The organism is Curtobacterium sp. PhB25 (assembly GCF_004365375.1).
GTDB lineage: Bacteria > Actinomycetota > Actinomycetes > Actinomycetales > Microbacteriaceae > Curtobacterium.
On the sequence record NZ_SODR01000017.1, the window covers coordinates 1 to 22,266 of the forward strand.

Genomic DNA, 22,266 nt, shown 5'->3' on the forward strand with positions numbered 1-22,266 from the left:
GGGCGGAGGAGATGCCGAACGCGGCACCGCCGAGCACGAGGGCGCCGGTCGTGGCGAGGGTGATGGAGGTCTTCAGGCTCTTGCGCATGGTGATCTGTCCTTTGCTGTGTGGGCACCCGGCCGACGGCCGACGTATGCTCCTGTGCGTACGCTGAACAACGGCCATGTCTGACCGGAGAGCGCCCTGGGCTTTTGCCCTGTGCAACTCATTCGGTGCACCCCCGCGATCGGTTTGGAACGGGTTTCCTGAGGTTCACGGGGCCGGCATTTCGTAGCGTGGGGGCATGGCTCCTGTACAGCTCTCCACCACCGACCGACTCCGGGCGGTCGACGCCTGGTGGCGTGCCGCCAACTACCTGACGGTCGGGCAGATCTACCTGCTGGACAACCCGCTGTTGGGGCGGCCGATCGAGCCCGACGACATCAAGCCCCGGCTGCTCGGACACTGGGGCACCTCACCCGCCCTCAACCTCGTGTACGCGCACTGCAACGCGCTGATCGCCGAGACCGGACATGAGTTCCTCTACGTCTGCGGCCCGGGCCACGGCGGCCCCGCGATGAACGCGAACGCCTGGCTCGACGGCACGTGGGGCGAGCTGTACGCGGACGACGACCTGCAGCGCTTCTTCCGGCAGTTCTCGTTCCCCGGCGGGATCCCGTCGCACGCGGCACCGGAGACACCCGGGTCCATCAACGAGGGCGGCGAACTCGGCTACTCCCTCGCCCACGCGTACGGAGCGGCCCTGGACAACCCCGACCTGGTGGTCGCGTGCGTCGTCGGCGACGGCGAGGCGGAGACCGGCCCGCTCGCGGGGTCGTGGCAGGCACACACCTTCCTCGACCCGGTGTCCGACGGTGCCGTGCTCCCGATCCTCAACCTCAACGGGTGGAAGATCGCGAACCCCACCGTCCTCGCCCGCATCCCCGGTGAGGACCTGACCGCGTACTTCCGCGGCCTCGGGTACGACCCGATCGTGGTGGACTCGAAGCGGGTCGACGACGACCCGTACGCCGTGCACGCCCTGTTCGACGGTGCTCTGCGTCGAGCGCTCGCATCGATCGACGACATCCAGGCGGCAGCTCGGGCGCAGGCCGAACGTGCGGCTGCCGGGCAACCCGCCGGCGCCGCCGACCTGCGCCCGCGCTGGCCGATGATCATCCTCCGCAGCCCGAAGGGGTGGACCGGGCCGAAGGAGGTCGACGGCCAGCAGGTCGAGGGGACGTTCCGCGCCCACCAGGTGCCGCTGTCCGAGGTCCGCGAGAACTCCGCACACCGCGCCCAGCTCGAGGAGTGGATGCGGTCCTACCGACCCGAGGAGCTCTTCGACGCGGACGGGAACCCCGTCGGGATCATGACGACGATCCGTCCCACCGGCGACGACCGGATGAGCGCCACTCCCCACGCCAACGGCGGGCGCATCCGGACGGCCCTCGACCGGCCCGCGCTCAACGCGTACGGGGTCCCCGCCGGCTCGACGGCCTCGGCCACCGGCACGCTCGGCCCGTGGCTCGCAGCGCTGATCACGAAGAACCCGTCGTCGTTCCGGCTCTTCGGCCCGGACGAGACGATCTCGAACAAGCTCGACGCCGTCTTCGACGTCACCTCGCGCGTGTGGCGGGCACAACGCGCGGTCGGCGACGAGCACCTCGCTGCCCGTGGACGCGTGACCGAGGTGCTGTCCGAGCACCTGCTGGAGGGCATGCTCGAGGGCTACGTCCTCTCCGGCCGGCACGGGCTCCTGAACACCTACGAGGCGTTCGCCCACATCATCGACTCGATGGTCGGGCAGTACGCCAAGTGGCTCGAGTCCTCGACCGACATCGACTGGCGTGCGCCCGTGTCGAACCTGTCGATCCTGCTGTCGTCGCACGTCTGGCGGCAGGACCACAACGGGTTCTCCCACCAGGACCCCGGGTTCCTCGACGTCGTCGCGTCCAAGCAGCAGGACCTGGTCCGGATCAAGCTGCCCGCCGACGCCAACACGCTGCTCGCCGTCGCGGCACACGCCTTCGAGACCACCGACCGCATCGAGGTGATCGTCGCCGGGAAGCACCCCGAGCCCGTCTTCCTGTCCCTCGAGGACGCCGTCGCCCACGCGGACGCAGGTCTCGGGGTCTGGGACTGGGCCGGTACCGAGCAGTCCGTCGGTCGCGTCGACGTCGTCCTCGCCTGCGCCGGGGACGTCCCCACGGTCGAGGCGGTCGCCGCCGCGGACATCATCCGGCAGCACGCTCCCGGGGTCGGCGTCCGGGTCGTCAACGTCGTCGACCTGCTCGCCCTCGGCGATCCCCGGAAGCACGAGCACCCGATCCCCGACGAGCGGTACGACGAGCTCTTCCTGCCCGGGACCCCGACGGTGTTCGCGTTCCACGGGTACCCGTCGCTGGTGCACCAGCTGACCTACCGGCGCAACGGCCACGACGACCTGCACGTGCACGGGTTCCTGGAGCAGGGCACGACGACGTCGCCGTTCGACATGCTCATGCGGAACGAGATGGACCGCTTCGCGCTGGCGCACGACGCCCTGACGCGGGTCGATGCGGGTGCACACGCCGAGTTGCTCGACCGGCTGTCCGCCGCACGGGACGCGGCCCGCGAGTACGCCTACTCACGGGGCGAGGACCACCCGACCGTCGACGGGTGGGAGTTCTCGGGGTGGCCGCAGGGCCCGTCTGCCTGATCCCTCCTGCACAGGCCGGGAGGCCCGGATCACCGTCCACAGAACCGGTCACGCCCGCCGCGTGGCCGGCCCTGTGGCGTCAGGGTGGCGGGCATGGACATCGGCTGGATCAGTGCACTCGTGTCGGTCACGAGCGCGTCCGTCGCAGTGGGCGCACTCGTCGCCTCGGTGCTCGACGGGCGCGCCGGTCGGCGAAATACGGAGTTCTTGGGGCATCGCGACCTCTGGTGGCAGCGTTGGTCGTGGGTCGCTGACCGAGCAACCTCGGATGACGAGGACAGGCGCGCGGCAGCTGCCGTGATGTCCGCGGCACTGGTGACCCGGAGCTGGACGACTGATGACGACACATGGACGTCCACGGCGCTCGCTGACTTCGAGGCAGCACGAGCGGAAGCCCGGAGACAACAGGAAGGAGTGCACGCAGATGATCTCGACGCTGACTGATGAAGAGTTCAAACGATGGCTCGACAACCGCGAGATGACGACACCACGGCTCCTCGCGAGCCCCCACTACGGTCCGCTGATGCGCGCCAAGGGCGCCGAAGAAGAGCTCGCGCAGATGCGGATCGAGTGGCGCGAACGGCAGGAGCGCGCCCGCGCGCGGAAGCTCAAGTACGAGGCGTCCTTCGGTGAGAGCTGAACCGACGCCCTGCGAGCCTGCCACGCTGAGACCGTGACCGACCTCGTCATCCCGGCCCCGAGCCTCCCGACCGTCCCCACGACCACGGGCGCACGCTTCCCCGTCCGACGCGTCTTCTGCGTCGGTCGGAACTACGCGGCGCACGCACGCGAGATGGGTCACGACCCAGATCGCGAGCCGCCGTTCTTCTTCACCAAGCCGGCGGACGCCGTCGTCGTCGACGACGCGGACACCCCGTACCCGCCGCAGACGGCGCAGCTCGAGCACGAGGTCGAACTGGTCGTCGCGATCGGCACCGGCGGCGCGGACATCAGCGTCGACGACGCGCTCACCCACGTCTGGGGCTACGCGGTGGGCATCGACCTCACCCGACGCGATCTCCAGGCCGAGGCCAAGCGTCTCGGTCGGCCCTGGGACACGGCGAAGGGGTTCGACGCCTCGGCACCGATCGGCGCGATCGTCCCGGCGCAGGGCATCGACCCGACGGCTGGTGCGATCGAGCTCGTCGTCGACGGCGAACGACGGCAGGTCGGTGACCTGGCCGAGCAGATCTGGTCCGTGGCGGAGACGATCGCGGCGCTGTCGCGATCGGTGACGCTCGCCCCAGGGGACCTGCTCATGACGGGGACGCCCGAGGGGGTCGGGGTCCTGCAACGCGGACAACTCGTCGTCGGCACGATCGCCGGCATCGGCACGGTCCGCACCCGCATCGTCTGACCGGCGTTTCCGCAGTGTGACGCGCCGCTGGGAGGGCTCGCAGACACGCCGGGTATCCCTGGTGCGACGCCAGGTGGGGATCGCGGCGTCGCACACACGGGGCAGGACCATCGCGACGGGCGTCTGCAGCTGCTCCGGGATGACGGAGGTACGGCCGTGATGGAACACGATCTGCTGGCGACGTCGTGGACGTGGGCGGGCGACGAGCCCATCAGCGAACGGGTCCACGTGGTCGGTGCCGCTGGGTTCGCCGGGCTCTCGTTGTCGCTCGACGACCTGCACGAGGTGCGTGCGACGACGGGCTTCGCCGAACTCCGCCGCATGCTCGACGGCGCGGGGATCGTCTGGGTCCAGTTGGGGCCGCTCGACCGCTGGTGGACGTGCACGAGCCGGACCGACGACGACGCCGCCGACCGCGGGGTGGTCCTCGAGGCCGCCGCGGCGCTCCGGGCCTGGCAGGTGATCGCTCGTGCCGACACGACGTTGCCCGGCGCTTCACCGATCACGATGGCCGACGACTGGACCGTGCTGGCCGACCAGGCCGCGGCCGTCGGCGCGCAGCTCGTCCTCGAACCCGAGCCGTGGTCGAACCTGCCGACGATCGAACGGGCCTCGCGGTTCGTCGTGGCGGCGGGTCACCCGAACGGCGGGCTGCTGCTCGACGCGATGCACACCCTGCGGGGCGGGTCCACGTTGGCGTCGATCCGCCAGGCGGTCGCGCCCGCGACGCTCGCGGCGGTCGAACTGAGCGACGGGCTCCTGCACACCCCGGCAGGCATGACCCTGTCCGAAGAGGCCCGCGAGGCACGGTACCTGCCCGGAGCGGGCGCGTGGGACCTGCCGGGGCTCGTGCGCACCGTCCGGGAGCTCGGCTTCGACGAGCCGTGGGGCGTCGAGGTCCGGACCCCCGGCCACCGGGCGATGCCGATCGGCGACGCCCTGCGGACGGCCGCTGCGGCGACGCGCGCCGTGCTCGATGCGGCGGACGCGTACGGCGCACCGGCCGCACCGGCGATGCCCTCGTCTCCAGCTCCGACCTCAGCGGTCGACTTCGAACCGCCCCACCCGAGGACTGATCCGCGGGGCAGGACACACTGGGGATCGCACCGCCCGGCCGGACGCCGGGACGCCGACACAGGCACGCCCGCGTAGCCTCCTGGAGCATGAGCGACCAGACTGCACACGACGACGACCTCCTCCGCCGCTCGCAGGAGTCCATCGACGAGGCCAAGGCCGCTGCGGCCGAGGTGTCCGAGCCCGGCGAGGACGAGCTCGTCGACGAGGACCTCCCCGTCGCGGACGACGCCGAGCCGTCGGACGGACCGGCACCGGCCGCCTGACGCTCAGTCGATCTCGACGACGCGGACCGTGACGTCGGAGGGCGATGCCCCGAGGGAGTGGCGCGCTGCGGTCACGACGGCGTCACGCACGGCCCGGATGACCGTGATCGTCGGCACGGCCCGGTCGGTCGTGACGACCACGCGGATCCGCGCCCCGTCCGGGCGGTCCTGCACGAGCACGGCCCCACCGTCCCGCGGGATCTCGAGCACGGAGCGGACGTCGCGGACGAGCGTGGCGAGCCCGGGTCCGGGCGGCAGGACCGACCGGACGCCCGGCACCGCGAGGACGACGGAGGTGAGTTCGCGGGAGAGCACCCGGACGTCCGCGGTCACGATGTGCCCCCGACCACGACGTCGGCGACGCGGACGACGACACTGCGGATCCGGAACGGTGCGTGCGCGCCGAGCACCGACGTGATGTGCGCCCGGAGCGCCTCGGCACGGTCCGACACCGATGCCTCGAGCGTGGCCACGATGGTGACGTCGACGTCCACGGCGCCGCCGGGGACTCCGACGTCCCCGCTGAACCGGGTCCGCCGGACGACGACACCGGGCACGTCGTCACCGAGGGTGCGGACGAGTCCGCGCAGAGCCCCCTCGGTCACGACCAGGTGCGCGGCCGGGTCGTCGTCGGGGACCGGGATGTCCCGTCCGGCGTGGGCGGTCGTCCGGATGGACGCGAGCACCGAGCTGATCCAGCGCTCGTCGCCGTCCGCCGATGCCTCGGTGTCGAGCAGGTCCCGTGATGCCACCCGCAGGGCCTGCAGCCGCTCGAGTGCGGCGACGGCTTCGGGATCACCCTCGATGTCCGCCCGGACAGGCGTTCGGTCGGCGTCGAGGTAGTCGGAGAGTTCGTCCAGCGTGAAGGCACCGTGACGGTCGTCGACGTCGTCGGTCATCGCCACCCCTCCATCTGTTCGAGCACGTGTCGCCGCGCACGTGCGAGCAGCCCGCGGACGGTCGGCGCGGGCAACCCGGTCGCCTCGGCGATCTCGGCGTAGGGCGCCCCACCCACCTCGCGCATCACCCAGACGGCGCGCTGTGCATCCGGGAGTGCCTGCACGATACGCGCGAGTTCCCGCACCTGCATCCGGGTGGCGACCACCTCGTCGACGGGTCGTTCGTCCGGGGCGTCGACCATCGCTTCGAGGTCGGCGTGCGGGTGCCGCCCGCGGAGCCGGTCGAGGGCCTTGTTGGCCGCGATCCGGAAGAGCCAGTTGCGCACCCGCTCCGGGTCCTCGACCCGGTCGATGCGCTGCCAGGCCTGCAGTGCGGCTTCCTGGACGGCGTCGTCGGCCTCGCCGTCGCCGTACCCGAGGATCCGAGCCGCGTAGGCCCGCATGTGCGGTCCGTACCGACGGATCAGCACCCCGAACGCGGCCGTGTCGCCGTCGGCGCTGCGCTCGACGAGCGAGGCGTCGGACAACGCCGCGAGGGCTTCGTCGCTGGACAGGAGCAGCTCCTCTTCGCGGATCTCGGATTCTCGTGTGACGAATCGGGTGTTCGTCACGTCCTTAGTACGTGCCTACCAGGTACGCCTCCGCGCGCCTGGTGCGAGCGCGCCGTGGCCGGCCATCCCTGAAGGGTCGGTCACGGTGCTTCGACGGCGGCCCGTGCGCTCCCTGATCCGGTGCACGGGCCGTCTTCTCCCCCGCCCCGGCGGCTACTCGTCGGTCTCGTCGGCGAGGAAGTCCGCGTAGGTCGCTTCGGTGTCGGTCACCACGGCCCCCGGATCGACCGGGATCCGTGCGGCACGATCCCCGTTGATCGCGACGCGTTCCTCGGCCGTGTACGGCGGCAGGTACTTGCTCGAGCTCATCCCCAGGCCCTTTCGTCCCGGCGAACGTAACAGTCGGCGGCGGACCGGCGGCCGGACGGGTGGAAACGTCCCCCGCCCGGGCGCCGGACGGGGGACGGAATTTCGCCACGGGCGGACCCCATGCGCACGCATCAGCGCGTTCGCGAGCTGGCACAGGGCGGCCGGTCCGGCGAGCAGGTCAGTGCTCGCGCACCACGTCCTCGGGGTCCTTGTCCGGCCGCCAGCCCCGCCAGGACGGCTGCCGGAGGCGTCCGTCACCGGTCCACTCGGCGAACTCGACCTCGCCCACCCGCTTCGGCGTCACCCAGTGCGCGTCCCGTGCGTCGATCCGGGGCACGTCGACGAACGGCGAGGCCTTCCGGTCGAGCGGTCGCAGCGCTGCGGCGATCTCGTCGAGGTCGCGGTCACGGAACCCGGTGCCGACCTTGCCGACGTACTCGAGACCGTCCGGACCGGGCACGCCGAGCAGCAACGAGCCGATCCCACCCGCTCGACGACCACTGCCAGGCTTCCACCCACCGACCACGACTTCCTGCGTGGCGTGGTGCTTCAGCTTCAGCCAGGCCTCGGACCGCCTGCCCTCGGCGTACTTCGAGCTGCGCTTCTTCGCGACGACCCCTTCGAGGCCCTGCTCCTGCGACGACGCCATCACGCCGTCGAGGTCACCCTGCGAGGCCGGCGGCACGTCGATCGCCCCGCCGGGCTCGACGACCGTCTCGAGCGCTTGCCGCCGGGCGTCGTACGCCAGGCGGGTGACTTCGTGCCCGTCGGCCTCGAGCACGTCGAAGACCAGGAACCGCACGGGGGTCGTCTGCTGCGCCGCCCGCACCTCGCGCGCCTTCGTCAGGCCCATCCGGTTCTGCAGGAGCTGGAAGCTCGGGCGCCCCCGGTCGTCGAACGCGACGATCTCGCCGTCGAAGACGCCGTCGACCCCGGCACGGTCGCCGAGTTCCTGGAGTTCCGGGTACTGCTCCGTCAGGTCGTTGTCGTTCCGGCTCCGCAGCGTGACCGAGCCGTCCCGGACGGTGGCGAGCGCACGGACGCCGTCCCACTTCATCTCGAACGCCCAGTCGGCCGGGTCCAGCCGGGGTGCGTCCTTCGCCAGGGTGGCCTGCATGGTCCGTCGGTCCCCTGGAGCGGTGTCCGCGGGGCTGGCTCCGCTGATGCGCCGCTGTCCGTCTCGGTGCGCGGCAGAGGGACGGGAGGCCCGCCCCGCGTCCGTCGCGCCGCCGGCGTCCGCCAGCCGGTCGGGTTGCTCCTTCGTGCGGTGGATGAGCCAGTTCTTCTCGTCGCCCGCCCCGCCCCGGCCGCGGGTGTGCAGGAGCGCCAGTCGGCGAGCGCCGCCGGTCCGACCGTGCAGGGTGACGATGACCTCTTCGCCCTCGCGCCACTTCTCGAGCTCGTAGGTGCCGTCGTCCCAGAGCGTGACCGTGCCGCCGCCGTACTCGTCCTTCGGGATCGTGCCCTCGAACGCGCCGTACTCGAGCGGGTGATCCTCGGTCTGCACGGCCAGGTGGTTCTTGCCCGGGTCGGTCGGTTCGCCCTTGGGCAATGCCCAGCTCACCAGCACACCGTCGTGCTCCAGCCGGAAGTCGTAGTGGTCGCGGGTGGCGTGGTGCTCCTGGATCACGAACGTCGGGGTGCCGTCCTTCCGGACCGTGGGGGCTCCTTCGGGCACCGGCTCCGGCGTCTTCGAGGCGTCGCGCTTCGCGCGGTAGGCGGTGAGCCGGTCGCGAGCCGGCTGCTCGGCCTCGTTCGCACGCTCGGTCCGGTCGCTGTCCCAGTGACCGTGGTCGTCGCGCCCGACGGCAAGCGAGGCGGAGGCGACCGGGTGCAGGTGGTCCCCGTGCGCCTGCAGGCGTTCGAGGACCTCGTCCAACGTGAGCTGCGCGAGCCCGCGTTCCTCGAGTTCCTTCCAGGTGCGGGGTGCTGCGACCGTCGGCCGCTCGCGGCCGCGCAGCGAGTACGGCGCGATCGTCGTCTTGTTGCCGTTGTTCTGCGACCAGTCGACGAACACCTTGCCCGTCCGCTCGGCCCGGCTCATCGACGACAGCACCAGGTCGGGCAGGTCGTGCTCGAGCGCCTTCGCGAGTTCGTGCGCGACGTCGGAGACGTTCGCCGTGGTCGACCGGCCGTCGAGGGCGGCGTAGAGGTGGATCCCCTTCGAACCGGAGGTCACCGGGTACGGGTCGAGCCCCATGCCGTGCAGGATCTCGCGTGCCGCGACCGCCACCTCGACGCACTCGGGCAGGCCGACGCCCTCGCCGGGGTCCAGGTCGAGCACGAGCCGGTCCGGGTTCTGCTGCCCACCGCGCGGGCCGAACCGCCACTGCGGCACGTGCAGCTCCAGCGCGGCCTGCTGCGCCATCCACACGAGGGTCGGCAGGTCGTCGACGATCGGGTACTCGTTGTCGTGCTCGGAGTGGTGGATGGTGTGGTGGCGGACCCAGTCGGGCGCGGAGTCCGGCAGGTTCTTCTCGAAGAAGACCTTGCCGTCGACGCCGTTCGCCCACCGCTTCCGGGTCACTGGACGGTCCTTGACGTGCGGGATCATCCACGGCGCCACACGCTCGTAGTACTCGATCACCCGCCCCTTGGTCGTGCCGGTCTCGGGGTAGAGCACCTTGTCCGTGTTCGTCAGCGCCAGTCGCCGATCGCCGACCAGGACGACGGTCTTGCGGGCCGCCGGACTCACAGCGCCACCCCGGTCGCTCCCGCCACCGTCAGGGTCGTGCCCGAGGTGTACGACGACTCCGGCCCCGCCAGGTACACGTAGGCGCTGCCGAGCTCGACGGGCTGCGCCGGCCGGCCGAAGGGGGTGTCCTGGCCGTACCGTGCGATCTCGTCGCCCGGGTAGCTGATCGGCTGCAGTGGCGTCCACACGGGCCCGGGCACCACGGTGTTCGCTCTGATGCCCTTCGCCGCGAGCTGCCGCGCGAGGCCGTTGGTGTAGGTGGTGATCGCGGCCTTCGTCGCCGCGTAGTCGATCATGCGGTCCTGCGGCTGGTACGCGGACACCGAACTCGTCGTCACGATCGCGCTGCCCGGCGCCATGTGCGGCACGGCAGCCCGGACCAGCCAGAACAGCGAGTACAGGTTGACCTTCATCGTGCGGTCGAAGTCCTCGGTCGACTGCTCGGTGACGTCCTCGTGCACCAGCTGGTGTCCGGCGACCAGGACGAGGGCGTCCAGCCCGCCGAGGTCGCGCACCGCCGTCCGGACGAGTTCGTCGCAGAAGCCCTCGTCCGTCAGGTCACCGGGCAGCATCACGGCGTTGCGACCGAGGTCGGCGATGACGTCACGGACCTCGGTCAGGTCGTCGATCTCCTCTGGCAGGGAGTTCAGTGCGACGTCGGCCCCTTCCTTCGCCATCGCGATCGCCGCGGCTCGGCCGATGCCGGAGTCGGCACCCGTGACGAGCACGCGGTACCCCCGCATGCGCCCCGTGCCGAGGTAGGAGACCTCACCGTGGTCGGGCGGCGGGTCCATCGCACTGGCCAGCCCGGACCCCTGCTGCGTCTGCGCGGGGAACGGCGGCCTGGCGAACTGCGAGCGCGGGTCCTGCTTGTCGAGCTGGCTCATGCGCCCATCGTGCTCGCGTCGACCGGTCGACGGTCCAGCGAACCCGGATCTGTGGACGACTCACTCGACGCGGCTGCACTCTCGCCTCCGCCGGCGACGGTGCGGCCGGGCGCGCCAGCGAGTCGCCACGCTTCGTCCGCCCGCCGGATGCGGCGATCGGCAAGCCAGAGGCACACAGCGGCCCACACGGACAGCGGCCCCAGCGCGAGTCCCGCGGCCACCCCGACGAGCTGCGCGACCACCGAGGTGGTCGTCGTGCCGACCACGCTCGTCAGGATCCAGGCCGCCGTGAACGCAATCACGACCGACGCGGTCGCGTACGGCCAGCTGCCGCGACGGACCGGACGGCCGGCCGCCGCGAGCCCAGTCGCCAGGCGGTGGTCATCGGTGATCCGCACGACACCGGCCGCCACGGTGACGCCGACGAGCGTGGTGATCCATGCGATCGTCGCGACGCTGAGGAACGGAGCCGCGACCGGTACGAGAGCGACGACACCGACGACGGCAGCGCCGCCGAGGAGGACGACCGCACCGATGGTCATCAACCGGTCGTGCAGCGGGACGCCACGCGTGAGTGCGGACCGTACCCCACCGATGACCACCGCCAGGAGCATCAGCCCGGACACCGCTCCGCCGAGCAGCACGGACCAGGAGGTCGGGAGGTCGTCGGCGAGCTGCGCCGTCCAGGCCCACAGGGCACGGATGGTGCCGGTCTGCCAGAGGGCCACGAGCGCGAGGACCACCAAGGTTCCGAGCGTCATCACGACGCGGAAGCGCGGTGGGAGGGCTCGGAGGTCCGCCGCGGCGGCGCACAACCGATGCCGCGCGGGGCCGACCAGCGCGGCGAGGAGTGCGAGGACTGCCGCGGAGGTACTGATCTCGCCGGCGGCGTCCGCCACACCCCGCGACGTGCCGCCGGCGACCACGACCGCACTCAGCAACGCACCGCCGCCACCGACCCAGGCGGCGAGATGCCCGGACAGACGGAGACGTCGTCGGTCGGTGGCGGCGCGGACGAGCCACACAGCGGCGTCGACGAGCGATCGGAGCTCGTCCGTGCACCCGGCCAGCCGTGTCCTCCAGAGCGCCGCGCGCAAGGTCGGCGCCCCCTTCAGGGCACGGTCGTGAGCGTCGAGCCGCCGGACGGCGTGCGCCCTGGACCGCACGACGAGTTCCGCACGCGTCCGACCGGGGTCCCGGAGCCATGGCTCGAGCGCGACGAGCGCCTCCGTCCCGGGTGGTGTCGGGTCGTCGCGAGCCGGCAGCAGCGCGGCGATCTGCTGTCGTTGCGCCTGCGACACCGCACCGCCCGAGCGCAGGAAGGGCATCAGCCACCGTGCTGTCCGGTCGTCGATCCGCTGCTGCAGGTCGGCCGGTCGCAGCGCTCCGCGCACGAACACGAGCAGCGTCCCGACCGCCACCACGACCCCGGCTCCGGTCAGCGACTGCACCGTCCGCATGATCCCCTCGAACATGTGTCATGGGTACCAGCGACCGCGGACATCCCGTCGCATCCAGCGACACTGCGGGCGCTCCCGTGCGGACACGGGCATCATGTGCGCATGAGGTCGATCTGGAAGGGCTCCATCGCGTTCGGGCTCGTCAACGTGCCCATCAAGGTCTACGCGGCCACTGAGACGCACGACGTGTCCCTGCACCAGGTCCACGACGAGGACAAGGGCCGCATCCGCTACAAGCGCGTCTGCGAGTTCGGGCACGAGGTCGAGTACGCCGACATTCAGCGCGCCTACGACGACGGCGACAAGACCGTGGTGCTCACTGCGGACGACTTCAAGCAGCTCCCCGAGGAGCAGTCGCACGAGGTCGAGGTGCTCGAGTTCGTGCCCGTCGACCAGGTCGACCCGATGATGTTCGAGAAGACGTACTACCTGGAGCCCGACTCGCGCTCGCCGAAGGCCTACGTGCTGCTGCGCGAGACCCTGGCGAAGACCGACCGGCTCGCGATCGTGCAGTTCACGCTGCGCCAGAAGACCCGGCTCGGCGTGCTGCGTGTTCACGACGACGTGATCCTGCTGCAGGGGCTGCTGTGGGGCGACGAGGTCCGAGCCGCCGACTTCACGGCGCTGGACTCGTCGGTGAAGGTCAGCGCGAACGAACTGAAGATGTCCTCGTCGCTCGTCGAGAGCATGTCGACGGACTTCGATCCCGACCGCTACACCGACTCCTACCAAGAGGAACTGCAGCAGCTCATCGACGCCAAGCTCGACGCCGGTGACGACATCGACACCGAGAAGACGTTCGGCGCGAAGGAGGACGAGGACGACGAGGGCGAGGGCGGTGACGTCCTCGACCTGATGGCCGCCCTGCGTGCGTCCGTGGACAAGAAGCGGACAGGAGGCTCGGGGTCGCGTTCGGCGTCGAGCTCACGTTCGTCGTCGGGTTCGGACAAGAGCGCGTCTGGGTCCACGAAGAAGGCGCCCGCCAAGAAGCCCCCGGCGAAGAAGGCACCCGCCGAGAAGAAGCAGGCGAGCTAGCCCGAGCCGCCCGATGCGGACGGCCTCGCAGCCCAGTATGCTGAGATTTCAGGGCGAGAGGGGTGGCGAATGCCGGAACGGATGCAGGTGCTGGTCACGGTCAAGGCGGCACCCGAGCCCTCGAACACCTACATCGACACGGTCTGCGTTGCCGGCGTGCGCGTCGATGGCGACCGGCGCGACTGGGTCCGCCTGTACCCGGTGCCCTTCCGGCATCTCTCGACAGATCAGCAGTTCAAGAAGTACGACGTGATCGAGGTCGACACGATCCCCGCGAAGTCAGACAGTCGCCACGAGAGTCGTCGACCGATCTGGGACTCACTTCGCGTCACGACCAACCTCAAACAGAAAGCCGCACGCGAACGCGTCCTCTCGACCTTGATCGGCCCGAGCATGTGCGATCTGATTGCGGGAGTGCACCGCCATCAGGACTCTCAGTCCCTCGGCCTTGTGCATGTGGCTCGCTTCGATCGCCTTGTCATCAGCCGGCACAAGGGCTGGTCGCAATCGCAACAGCGGGCGGTCGAAGCCGCAGTTTCACAGCCGACGCTCTTCGACGATCCGGGCTCTGCACGAGCGCCGCTGCAGCCGCCGCGGTTCGTGGTGAAGATCCGGTACCGGTGCGACACCGCGAGTTGCCCCGGTCACGAACCGTCTCTGCTCGATTTCGAGCTGTCGGCGCTGCAGTACCATCAGCGGCACCTTTCGGACGATGCGCTGAAAGCCCAGATCGAGCGCAAGTTCGGCGATGAGCAGTTCAGCTCCGACCGGCGCACATCGCTGTTCGTCGGCAACATCGCCGACCCTCCGAAACGAAGGAGCTTCTCGGCGCTCGGAATCCACCACGTACCGAGGGACTCGGACTGGGGTTCGACGCTCTTCTGAGTCAGACCACGAGGGCAAGCGCCCCGACGCCGAGCGCCTCCAGGACAAGTTCCCGATGACAGTGTGATCCGTCGGCCTCAAAGCACATCAGCGCGACGCGATGGCCGGTGGCGAGCTCCCGGATCTGTGAGAGTGCATCCTGCGCTGCTTCCGATCGCAGGAGTTGCTGGTACGCAGTCCGGCTTGCATCCGCCGCGGGGCCGGTCGTGCTTGCGAAACCATCGCGGTTCGTCTTGGGGTTTCCGAGTGCGCGGAGGTGGCTGTAGCCGAGGCCCGCCGCGCCCAGCCCTGCCCGCAACGCCGTCTTCGAGAGGCCGCGCTTTCGTGAGATCGGGTTCAGTCTGACGTCCACGACGTGGTCTACACCGCGGAGGCGCAGCTTTGCAATGAGTCCGTCGAGGTCAGATCCCTCGTAGCCGATCCCGATGATTCGCTGCGGCGTCATCGGACCAGTCAAGCACGGACGGAGACACGACACGAGCCGGTAACACGCGTCCGCGAGACTGGACCCATGACTCCACAAGAGCCAGGGAGCCTGCAGTCGTCACCCGAGACCGCCGGCCCGCCCGTCACCGTGTCCATCACCCGCCTGGTCGAACCCGACCGCATCCCCGAGGTCACCCACTGGGTGCAGTCCGGCGTGAACCTCGCCAACCGCTACCCGGGGTTCCTCGGCTCCGGGTGGGTGCGGTCCCGGGCGCAGTCCCGCGAGTGGCACATGCTCTACCGCTTCGCCGACCACGACTCGCTGGCCACGTGGGAGAACTCCGACGACCGGCTGCGCTGGCTCGACCTCGGTCGCGACCTGGTCGTGGAGTCCCGCGTCGAGAAACGCACCGGCATCGAGGGCTGGTTCGACGTCCCGCAGGACGCCCCGGCCTCGAGCGCTCCCCCGCGGTGGAAGCAGGCGGTGAGCATCTGGCTCGGCTTCTTCCCGGTGAACCTGGCGTTCACGATCGTCGTCGGGCTGCTCGTGCCGTCGTTCGCGGGACTCGCAGCGCTGCCGCGGGTGCTCATCACGACGCTCGTGCTCACACCGATCATGACGTTCTGGGTGCTGCCCTTCGTGACGAAGCTGATCCGTCCGTGGCTGCTGGCTCCGCCGAGGTCCGAGCGGGCTTAACCGACGAACCCGAGCGGCACGGGCCCACCGTGGCCGAGGGCGTCCCACCCGATCTGCAGCATGTGCGGCCGGGCTTCGGCGGCGGAGGCCTCGGTCTCGTACGTCAGCGCGAGCATCACGATCGCACCGAACGCCCCGGAGACCCGCGCCCGCCGGTCCAGCGGGGTGGCCGTGGCGTCGGCCATGTCGATGCCGAACACGTCGAGGAGCGTCGCGGCGACCGGTTCGAGCCGGACGCCGACGTCGTCCCCGCGCCGCAGGGTGAACGCCGCGAGGGCGAGTTCCGCCCACCCCGGCCGGGCGAGTGCGAGGTCGGCGATCCCCGCGAGCGCCGCGGCGTCGCGGGACTCCCCCGCGGGGGCGTCGGAGGCAGCTGCCCGGATCGCCTCGGTCTGCACGGCGCACTGCGCGAGCGCGGCCTCGACGAGCAGCTCCTTGCTCGTGAACCGGGCGAGGATGCCCGCCTTCGAGTAGCCGGCCTGGTCGGCGACGGCCTGCACGGCGGTGTCCTTGATGCCGCGGCGGGCGATGAGTCCGGCGGTGATGTCCAGGACGTCCCCGTTGATCTCCTCGGCAGAGGGCCGAGCACGGCGCGCGGGGCGGATCATGCGCGGACCACCGTGGCTCGTGCCGCCCGCTGGCGCCGCGTCCCCGCGACCAGCAGGGTGATCCCGGTCATGAGCTCCCACGCGACGATCGTGTACACGGATGCACGCTCCCACAAGCCGTCGGGGAGCACGTCGATCACCGTCGACGACGAGTCCACGACGAGCATCACGAGGGAGACGAGGCCGACGATCCCGAGCACGACGCTCGCGATCCGGTAGGCCGCCGGCGCCCGCAGCGCCCGGGACCCGATGCCGGCGGTGATCGCCACGAGGTTGCCGGTCGTGATCGCTGCCGCCGCGCCGAGCACGTGGAACACGATGGTGCCGCCGTCGGTGCTCGTCTGGCTGCCGTGGAACGAGCCGACCAGGACCATCCCGACCAGGTGGACCACGGCGAGGACCGCGGTCGCCACCCGCGCACGGCGGGACGCGGCACGGAACACCACGACGGCGAGCACCGCTGCGATCCCGAACAGGACGCCCTGCCCGATGAACGTCGTGTTCATGAGCACGTGCAGCGGTGAGTCGATGGACCGCCCCTGGAACGCGCCGACGTCGGGGACCCCGAGGTCGGAGATGTAGTTCGTCGCGTAGCTGTAGCCGGGGAACGCCGACGCCGAGACGGCTTCGCCGACGAGCCATCCGACTCCCGCGACCGTCCAGAGTGCGCCGGGGACGAGCGCACGGGATGTGTCCGTTTTGGTCATGTACTGACCATAACGGTCACTACTGGGAGTTGCCCAGCACCGACAGCTGGTCGAGCCGCTCGAGGATCACGCCCTCGCGGAGGGCCCACGGGCAGATCTCCAGCGCCGGCAGGTCGAAGATGTCGAGGCAGGCCTCGGCCACGAGCGCTCCCGGCACCACCTGGTGCGCCCGGCTCGCCGACACCCCGGGCAGCGTCGCGAGTTCGTCGACCGACATCGTCAGCAGCGCGGGCAGCTTCGACCGGAGCACGTCGCCGTCGAGCACCCGCGGCACGAGCGGACCGGCACCAGAGGGCGCCGCCCCGCAGATCCGCGCGATCGACCGGAAGGTCTTCGAGGTCGCCACGGCACGGTCCGGACGTCCGGCGCGGAGCAACTTGCCGGCGTCGCGGGCGATCTCCACGCGGATCTCGTGCCGGATGCGGCGGACGTCGTCCTCGGTCGGGGTGCCGGCTGCGAAGTAGGACCGGGCCAGGCGTGCAGCGCCGATCGGCATCGACCACGCGACGTCCGGCGCCTCGTCGGCGCCCCCGGCGATCTCGAGCGAGCCGCCGCCGATGTCGAACACCGCGAGCCGTCCGGCGGACCACCCGAACCACCGCCGGACCGCCAGGAACGTCAGTCGCGCCTCGTCCCCACCGGACAGGACGGCCAGTTCGACCCCGGTCGAGGCCTCGACGTGGGCGAGCACCTCGTCGGAGTTCACCGCGTCGCGCACGGCCGAGGTCGCGAAGGCGAGCATGTCCTCGCAGCCGCGTTCCTCGGCGACGCGGACGGCGTCCGCGACGAACCGCGTCAGCGCGTCGACGCCCTCGGGCGTCACCGCCCCGGCGTCGTCGAGGTGCTCGGCCAACCGCAGTGGCTGCTTGAACGAGGACGCCGGCAGCGGCGCGGCGCCGCCGTGGGCGTCCACCACGAGCAGGTGGCCGGTGTTGGACCCGATGTCGAGGACTCCCACGCGCATGCCACAACGCTAGCTGCCTGGAGGCCCGCCCTACGCCCGCAGGAACGCCTCGAGTTCCGCCGTGGTCGGGTACGAGGCCTGCGCGCCCGCCTTCGTCGCGGCGTACGCCCCGACCCCCACCGCGAACCGTGCGGCGTCGACGAGGGAGTCCCCCGCCGCCAGCCGCAGGGCCACCGAACCCATGAAGGCGTCGCCGCAGCCCGTCGTGTCCACCGGCTCGACCCGGACGGCGTCGATCGACACCGGGTCCGCCTCACCGTCGTGCACGACGCAGCCCGAGCCGCCGCGGGTGACGATCGAGCGGGCGACACCGTGCTCGCCGAGCGACTCGGCCTCGTGCTCGTTGACGAGCAGGACGTCGGTCAGCTCGAGCAGCTCGGCAGGGACGTCGCCGAAGGGCGACAGGTTCGTCAGCACCGTGACCCCGGCGGCGTGCGCTGCCCGGGCTGCGGCGAGGACGACGTCGATCGAGACCTCGAGGCAGAGGCCGAGCACGCCGGCGTCGTCGAAGGCGTCGGCGGGCACGTCGTCCGGCGTCAGCGTGCCGTTGGCGCCGGCGGAGATCACGATGGTGTTCTCCCCGGCGCCGTCGACCGTGATGACGGCGGTGCCGGTGGCCACGCCCTCCCGGACGGCGACGTGCGTCGTGTCCGCACCCGCAGCCGCGACGGAGTCGCGGAGCAGCGCACCGTTCCCGTCGTCACCGACCGCACCGATCATGCGGACCGTGCCCCCGAGCCTCCCGGCAGCCACCGCCTGGTTGGCGGACTTGCCACCCGGCAGGATCGCCAGGTCGGACCCGTGCAGGGTCTCACCGGGCTTCGGGAACCGCTCGGTCCGGACCACCAGGTCCGCGTTGAGCGATCCGACGATCACGATGGTCTGGGTCAACGGACGGTCTCCTTCTGCGGCGCGACGGACGTGGTCTCGGCGCTCTCCGGGCGGGGGATGAGGAACGAGATCGCGAGCGCGGCGGTCGTGATCACGGCACCGAGCAGCATGCCACCCGAGTACCCGGCGGTGCCCGCGGACCCGCCGACCCCGAGCGCGATCTGCAGCGCCGGCAGGACGGCGAAGCTGACCCCGGCACCGAGGTTGAACGCACCGGCGTTCAGACCGGGCAGGAAGCCGGGGTTCGACTCCGGCGAGAGCACGATGCCCAGGCCGTTCAGGATGATGTTCGCGATGCCGGCGTACGTGATGCCGATCAGGACGGTCGCGGTGACCAGGACCGGCAGCGAGTGCACGCCCACCAGTGCCATCAGGACCGTCGAGACGATGCTGCCGATCAGGCCGAAGCGGAGCACGGCGCGGTAGCCGATGGTCGGCGCGAGGCGTCCGGCGAACGGACCGACGATCCAGCCGACCAGCGCGTACGGGGTGAGGAACACCAGCGAGGCGAGGTCGGGCTCCATGCCGAAGCCGGCGTCGCCGTTCTGCGCGAGCGACGTGACGAGACCGTTGACGACCGCGAAGACGCCCGTCATGGTCAGGAACGTCGTCGCGAGGAGCGCCCACGTGGCACGGCGCTTGAGGAACCGGGTCTCGACGAGCGGCTCCTTCACGCGTGACTCGACCGCCCAGAAGACCGCGAAGGCGGCGAGCGCGACGACGGCACCGCCGATCACCAGTGCCGGGTTGGCGGCACCGAGCTTGCCGGCCTCGTTGAACGCGGTGAGCAGTGCGCCGACGCTCACAACCAGGGGGACGACACCGATCCAGTCCATCCGGGTACCGGCGGACGGCTTCGACTCCACGCCCCACACGGCGACGAGCGCCAGCGCGATGACGGTGACGACGGCGATGACCCAGAAGATCCCGCGGAACCCGAAGTTCGTGGCGATCCAGCCACCGGCCAGGGCATCGACCCCGGCGATGCCGCCGTTCACGGCGGTGAGCAGACCGAGCGCGGCGCCGTAGCGCTTCGGGTCGGCGATCTCGTTGCGCAGGACGAGCAGGCAGATCGGGACGACCGGACCGGTCACACCCTGGATGATCCGGCCGGCGAACAGCATCGGCACGTTCACGGCGAGTGCGGCGACGATGCTGCCGACGAGCATCACGGCGAGCATGCCGATCAGGACGCGCTTGCGGCCGACGATGTCGGACAGGCGCGGCAGGAACAGCGAGAACAGCGCCGCGAGCGTGAAGTACAGGGTCTGCGAGAGACCGATCGTGGCGTCGTCGGTCTTGAGCTCGCGCGCCATCGTGACCAGCGCGGGGCTGAGCATGCTCGCGTTGAGCTGGAACGCGATGCACGCTGCGAGGAGCGCCGCGGTGAGGGCGCCGATCGACTTCTTCGTCGATGTGGTGGTCATGGTGTTCAGATCTCCGGGGTCGTGGTGGTGGTCGTGGCGGCGCGCGGGGTCCAGCCGGTGTCAGGGGTCTCGCCGATGCGCTCGAGGGCGTCGACGACCAGGTCCCAGAACCGTTCGTGGTCGAGCTCCATGGCCGCGCTCGTCCGGCAGTCCTCCGGCGCGGGCGCACGGAAGTCGGCGACGGTCATGCCCAGCGTCAGGGTGCCCTGGGTCTCGATGTGGATCGGGACCTTCACGGCGCGGACGATGGTCGGGTCGATGACGTAGGCGACGGCGCAGGGGTCGTGCACCGGCGGGGAGTCGAAGCCCTGCGCGTCCTTGTAGGTCTGTCCGAAGAAGTCGAGCAGCTCGCCGACGAACGCGGCGGGGGCGGTGCCGACGGCGGCGATGCGTGCGGCGACCTCCGGGGTGGCGAGGGCCTGGTGCGTCAGGTCGAGTCCGACCATGACGACGTCCCAGCCGGCGTCGAAGACGATCGACGCGGCCTCGGGGTCGATGACGATGTTGAACTCGGCGACGGGGCTCCAGTTGCCGACGTGCACGCCGCCGCCCATGAGCACGACCTGCTTGACGCGCTCGACGATGCGGGGTTCCTTGCGGGCCGCGAGGGCGATGTTCGTCAGACCGCCGGTCGGTACCAGCGTGACGGTGCCGGGCTCGTGCGCCATGACCGTCTCGATGATCAGGTCGACGGCGTGCCGCTGGTCGAGCTCGAACGAGGGCTCCGGCAGCATCGGCCCGTCGAGGCCGCTCTCGCCGTGGATGTCCGGGGCGACCTCGATCTGGCGCAGGAGCGGACGATCGGCGCCCGCGGCGAACGGCACCCCGGTGATGCCGGCGATGCGCGCGACGGCGAGGGCGTTGCGGGTGACCTTCGGCAGCGTCTGGTTGCCGACGACGGTGGTGACGGCCAGGAGCTCGATGTCCGGGTTGCCGTGGGCCAGCAGGATGGCGACGGCGTCGTCGTGGCCGGGGTCGCAGTCGAGGATGATCTTCGCGGGCTGGGTCGCACTGGGCACGCTGGGCGCTCCACTTCTTCGGGGAATCGAGGGGTCTGTGCTCGACGCGGTGGGGATCCGCGGTCCGACAGAACGTCGTCGCGCAGCGCGTCAAGCGTTTGACATCGAAACACGTCAAGCGTTTGACGTCAAGTCGTCGAGGCGTCCTCGGTAGCATCGACCCGTGCCTTCATCCGTCGCTCCGGGCCGCCGTGTGACCGCTGCCATGGTGGCCGAGCGCGCCGGAACGAGCATCGCCACGGTCTCCCTGGTCGTCAACGGCAAGGACCGCGGCCGGGTGTCCGTCCCGATCGCCACGCGGGTGCGCGATGCCGTCGACGAGCTCGGCTACGTCGTCGACCACGCCGCGAGCTCCCTGGCGCGGGGCAGCGGCGACCTGGTCGTCCTCATCGCCCCCGACCTGTCGAACCCCTTCTTCGCCGAGGTCATCCGCGGCGTGCGGGACACCATCGGCGACCGGTTCCAGCTCGTGTTGTCGGTCACCGAGCGCGGCGCGCAGCCCCTGGCAGCCGACGTCCGCCGCTTCGAACGGCTCCGTCCGGCGGGCATCCTCGTCGACGCCCCGGCCGCGGGCGAGTCGATGTCGGCGAGCGTGCCCGTGGTGCTCCTCGACGCCCCCGGTGGTTCCGAAGCGGTCAACTACGACCTCTCCCCCGGCGTCCACGACCTCGTCGCGCACCTGCACGAACAGGGGCACCGCCGCGTCGGGTACCTCGACGGGACCTCGCGCGCGACGACGTTCGGCGTCCGCCGCGAACTCTTCGAGCAGGAGTGCGCCGCCGCGGGCATCACCGTGTCCGAGGTCACCGCCCGCGCCGACCTCACCGTGGACGCCGCAGCCTCGGCCACCGAGCACGTCATCGAGGCCTGGCAGGACGACGACGTCACCGCGGTCGTCGCGGCAGCGGACACGCTCGCCTACGGTGTCCTGCGCGTCGCCGGTTCGCTCGGCATCGCGGTTCCCGGGGAGCTCGCGGTCGCCGGCTTCGACGACCTGCCGTCGTCCTCGGTCACGGCCCCCGCCCTGACGAGCGTCGCCCTGCCCGGCGCCGACCTCGGGCGCGCTGCCGCGGAACGACTGCTCGCGACGCTCGACGGCACCGCGGCCGAGCCGGTAGCGCTCCCCACCCGCCTGGTCCGGCGCGCGAGCACCGGCGCGTAGCGCCCGGTCGCGCGACCTCACGCGCTCAGCGACACCTCACGCGTGCTGGAACGCGCGAGGTGTCGCTCACCGCAAAACGCTGGCCGCGGCAGTGGACGCGACCGGACGACGGACGGGAGGCGCGGTACCTGTGAACTGGTCCCGGTTTGTTGGACCGTGAAGTCAGATTAGGCCGCGAGGGCGTGAGCTCGGTATTGAACCGGGCT

General features: G+C 71.0%; 24 protein-coding genes. 10 read left to right on the forward strand and 14 right to left on the reverse strand.

What is annotated here, in order from left to right; genetic code table 11:
- Nucleotides 1-284: 284 nt before the first annotated feature.
- The 6 genes from EDF51_RS19170 to EDF51_RS20095 all read left to right on the forward strand — a co-directional run bounded on the left by EDF51_RS19170 (nt 285) and on the right by EDF51_RS20095 (nt 5,378).
- A complete protein-coding gene (locus EDF51_RS19170) occupies nt 285-2,681 on the forward strand; it encodes a phosphoketolase family protein (RefSeq protein ID WP_131881837.1) in 2,397 nt (798 codons plus the stop codon).
- Between the two features lie 93 nt (nt 2,682-2,774).
- The gene (locus EDF51_RS19175) at nt 2,775-3,125 is read left to right on the forward strand and encodes a hypothetical protein (protein ID WP_123937334.1); all 351 of its coding nucleotides are present in this window, start codon (nt 2,775-2,777) and stop codon (nt 3,123-3,125) included.
- A complete protein-coding gene (locus tag EDF51_RS19180) occupies nt 3,106-3,321 on the forward strand; it encodes a hypothetical protein (protein WP_123339076.1) in 216 nt (71 codons plus the stop codon). The genes EDF51_RS19175 and EDF51_RS19180 overlap by 20 nt, the downstream gene beginning before the upstream one ends.
- A 33-nt stretch (nt 3,322-3,354) precedes the next feature.
- Nucleotides 3,355-4,038 carry a fumarylacetoacetate hydrolase family protein gene (locus tag EDF51_RS19185; protein ID WP_131881839.1) on the forward strand — a complete coding sequence of 228 codons (684 nt, stop codon included), beginning with the start codon at nt 3,355-3,357 and terminating at the stop codon, nt 4,036-4,038.
- 159 nt (nt 4,039-4,197) lie between these two features.
- Nucleotides 4,198-5,190, forward strand: coding sequence for a TIM barrel protein (locus tag EDF51_RS19190; RefSeq protein ID WP_131881841.1), 993 nt, complete (start codon nt 4,198-4,200; stop codon nt 5,188-5,190).
- Nucleotides 5,191-5,201: 11 nt separating this feature from the next.
- A complete protein-coding gene (locus tag EDF51_RS20095; RefSeq protein WP_165901280.1) occupies nt 5,202-5,378 on the forward strand; it encodes a hypothetical protein in 177 nt (58 codons plus the stop codon).
- Between the two features lie 3 nt (nt 5,379-5,381).
- Here the strand turns inward: EDF51_RS20095 and EDF51_RS19195 are convergent, their stop codons facing one another.
- The 7 genes from EDF51_RS19195 to EDF51_RS19220 all read right to left on the reverse strand — a co-directional run bounded on the left by EDF51_RS19195 (nt 5,382) and on the right by EDF51_RS19220 (nt 12,254).
- Entirely contained in the window at nt 5,382-5,711 is a 330-nt protein-coding gene (locus EDF51_RS19195; protein WP_123937330.1) for a hypothetical protein, read from the reverse strand.
- Complete coding sequence (locus EDF51_RS19200) at nt 5,708-6,277, reverse strand: hypothetical protein (RefSeq protein ID WP_131881843.1); 570 nt, start codon at nt 6,275-6,277, stop codon at nt 5,708-5,710. Before EDF51_RS19200 ends, EDF51_RS19195 begins: the two co-directional genes overlap by 4 nt.
- Nucleotides 6,274-6,888 carry an RNA polymerase sigma factor gene (locus EDF51_RS19205; protein WP_235035797.1) on the reverse strand — a complete coding sequence of 205 codons (615 nt, stop codon included), beginning with the start codon at nt 6,886-6,888 and terminating at the stop codon, nt 6,274-6,276. The genes EDF51_RS19200 and EDF51_RS19205 overlap by 4 nt, the downstream gene beginning before the upstream one ends.
- 153 nt (nt 6,889-7,041) lie before the next feature.
- The gene (locus EDF51_RS20100; RefSeq protein ID WP_159570798.1) at nt 7,042-7,197 is read right to left on the reverse strand and encodes a hypothetical protein; all 156 of its coding nucleotides are present in this window, start codon (nt 7,195-7,197) and stop codon (nt 7,042-7,044) included.
- Between the two features lie 178 nt (nt 7,198-7,375).
- Nucleotides 7,376-9,892, reverse strand: coding sequence for an ATP-dependent DNA ligase (locus tag EDF51_RS19210; RefSeq protein WP_131881845.1), 2,517 nt, complete (start codon nt 9,890-9,892; stop codon nt 7,376-7,378).
- Complete coding sequence (locus tag EDF51_RS19215; protein ID WP_123294896.1) at nt 9,889-10,779, reverse strand: SDR family oxidoreductase; 891 nt, start codon at nt 10,777-10,779, stop codon at nt 9,889-9,891. Before EDF51_RS19215 ends, EDF51_RS19210 begins: the two co-directional genes overlap by 4 nt.
- Nucleotides 10,776-12,254, reverse strand: a complete 1,479-nt coding sequence (locus EDF51_RS19220) for a hypothetical protein (RefSeq protein ID WP_131881848.1) — start codon at nt 12,252-12,254, stop codon at nt 10,776-10,778. The genes EDF51_RS19215 and EDF51_RS19220 overlap by 4 nt, the downstream gene beginning before the upstream one ends.
- Before the next feature lie 87 nt (nt 12,255-12,341).
- Here EDF51_RS19220 and EDF51_RS19225 point away from each other — a divergent pair, with 87 nt between their 5' ends.
- Together EDF51_RS19225 and EDF51_RS19230 are read left to right on the forward strand one after the other, a co-directional pair.
- On the forward strand, nt 12,342-13,274 hold the full coding sequence (locus EDF51_RS19225; protein WP_134196171.1) for a Ku protein: 933 nt from the start codon (nt 12,342-12,344) through the stop codon (nt 13,272-13,274).
- A gap of 69 nt (nt 13,275-13,343) precedes the next feature.
- Nucleotides 13,344-14,159 carry a hypothetical protein gene (locus tag EDF51_RS19230; protein WP_133937556.1) on the forward strand — a complete coding sequence of 272 codons (816 nt, stop codon included), beginning with the start codon at nt 13,344-13,346 and terminating at the stop codon, nt 14,157-14,159.
- 1 nt (nt 14,160) lies between these two features.
- Here the strand turns inward: EDF51_RS19230 and EDF51_RS19235 are convergent, their stop codons facing one another.
- Nucleotides 14,161-14,604 (reverse strand): DUF488 domain-containing protein, encoded by a 444-nt coding sequence (locus EDF51_RS19235; RefSeq protein WP_123294892.1) that lies wholly within the window; start codon nt 14,602-14,604, stop codon nt 14,161-14,163.
- A gap of 66 nt (nt 14,605-14,670) precedes the next feature.
- On the opposite strand from EDF51_RS19235, the gene EDF51_RS19240 reads away from it, so the two are divergent.
- On the forward strand, nt 14,671-15,282 hold the full coding sequence (locus EDF51_RS19240; RefSeq protein ID WP_123294891.1) for an antibiotic biosynthesis monooxygenase: 612 nt from the start codon (nt 14,671-14,673) through the stop codon (nt 15,280-15,282).
- On the opposite strand, the gene EDF51_RS19245 is transcribed toward EDF51_RS19240, so the two are convergent.
- Genes EDF51_RS19245 through EDF51_RS19270 form a run of 6 tightly spaced genes read right to left on the reverse strand, consistent with a single transcriptional unit; the run spans nt 15,279 to nt 20,898 of the window.
- Nucleotides 15,279-15,890 (reverse strand): helix-turn-helix domain-containing protein, encoded by a 612-nt coding sequence (locus tag EDF51_RS19245; RefSeq protein WP_134196173.1) that lies wholly within the window; start codon nt 15,888-15,890, stop codon nt 15,279-15,281. The two genes, EDF51_RS19240 and EDF51_RS19245, sit on opposite strands and share 4 nt — an antisense overlap.
- Nucleotides 15,887-16,597, reverse strand: coding sequence for a DUF998 domain-containing protein (locus EDF51_RS19250; protein ID WP_134196175.1), 711 nt, complete (start codon nt 16,595-16,597; stop codon nt 15,887-15,889). The genes EDF51_RS19245 and EDF51_RS19250 overlap by 4 nt, the downstream gene beginning before the upstream one ends.
- A 19-nt stretch (nt 16,598-16,616) precedes the next feature.
- Nucleotides 16,617-17,561, reverse strand: coding sequence for a Ppx/GppA phosphatase family protein (locus tag EDF51_RS19255; RefSeq protein WP_123294888.1), 945 nt, complete (start codon nt 17,559-17,561; stop codon nt 16,617-16,619).
- A gap of 30 nt (nt 17,562-17,591) precedes the next feature.
- Complete coding sequence (locus tag EDF51_RS19260) at nt 17,592-18,452, reverse strand: ribokinase (protein WP_134196177.1); 861 nt, start codon at nt 18,450-18,452, stop codon at nt 17,592-17,594.
- A complete protein-coding gene (locus EDF51_RS19265) occupies nt 18,449-19,879 on the reverse strand; it encodes an MFS transporter (RefSeq protein ID WP_134196179.1) in 1,431 nt (476 codons plus the stop codon). The genes EDF51_RS19260 and EDF51_RS19265 overlap by 4 nt, the downstream gene beginning before the upstream one ends.
- A 5-nt stretch (nt 19,880-19,884) precedes the next feature.
- Nucleotides 19,885-20,898 (reverse strand): nucleoside hydrolase, encoded by a 1,014-nt coding sequence (locus EDF51_RS19270; protein WP_134196181.1) that lies wholly within the window; start codon nt 20,896-20,898, stop codon nt 19,885-19,887.
- Nucleotides 20,899-21,061: 163 nt separating this feature from the next.
- Between EDF51_RS19270 and EDF51_RS19275 the strand changes: the two genes are divergently transcribed.
- Nucleotides 21,062-22,060: a LacI family DNA-binding transcriptional regulator gene (locus tag EDF51_RS19275; RefSeq protein WP_243837170.1), complete on the forward strand. Its 999-nt coding sequence runs from the start codon at nt 21,062-21,064 to the stop codon at nt 22,058-22,060.
- The last annotated feature ends 206 nt before the right edge of the window (nt 22,061-22,266 follow it).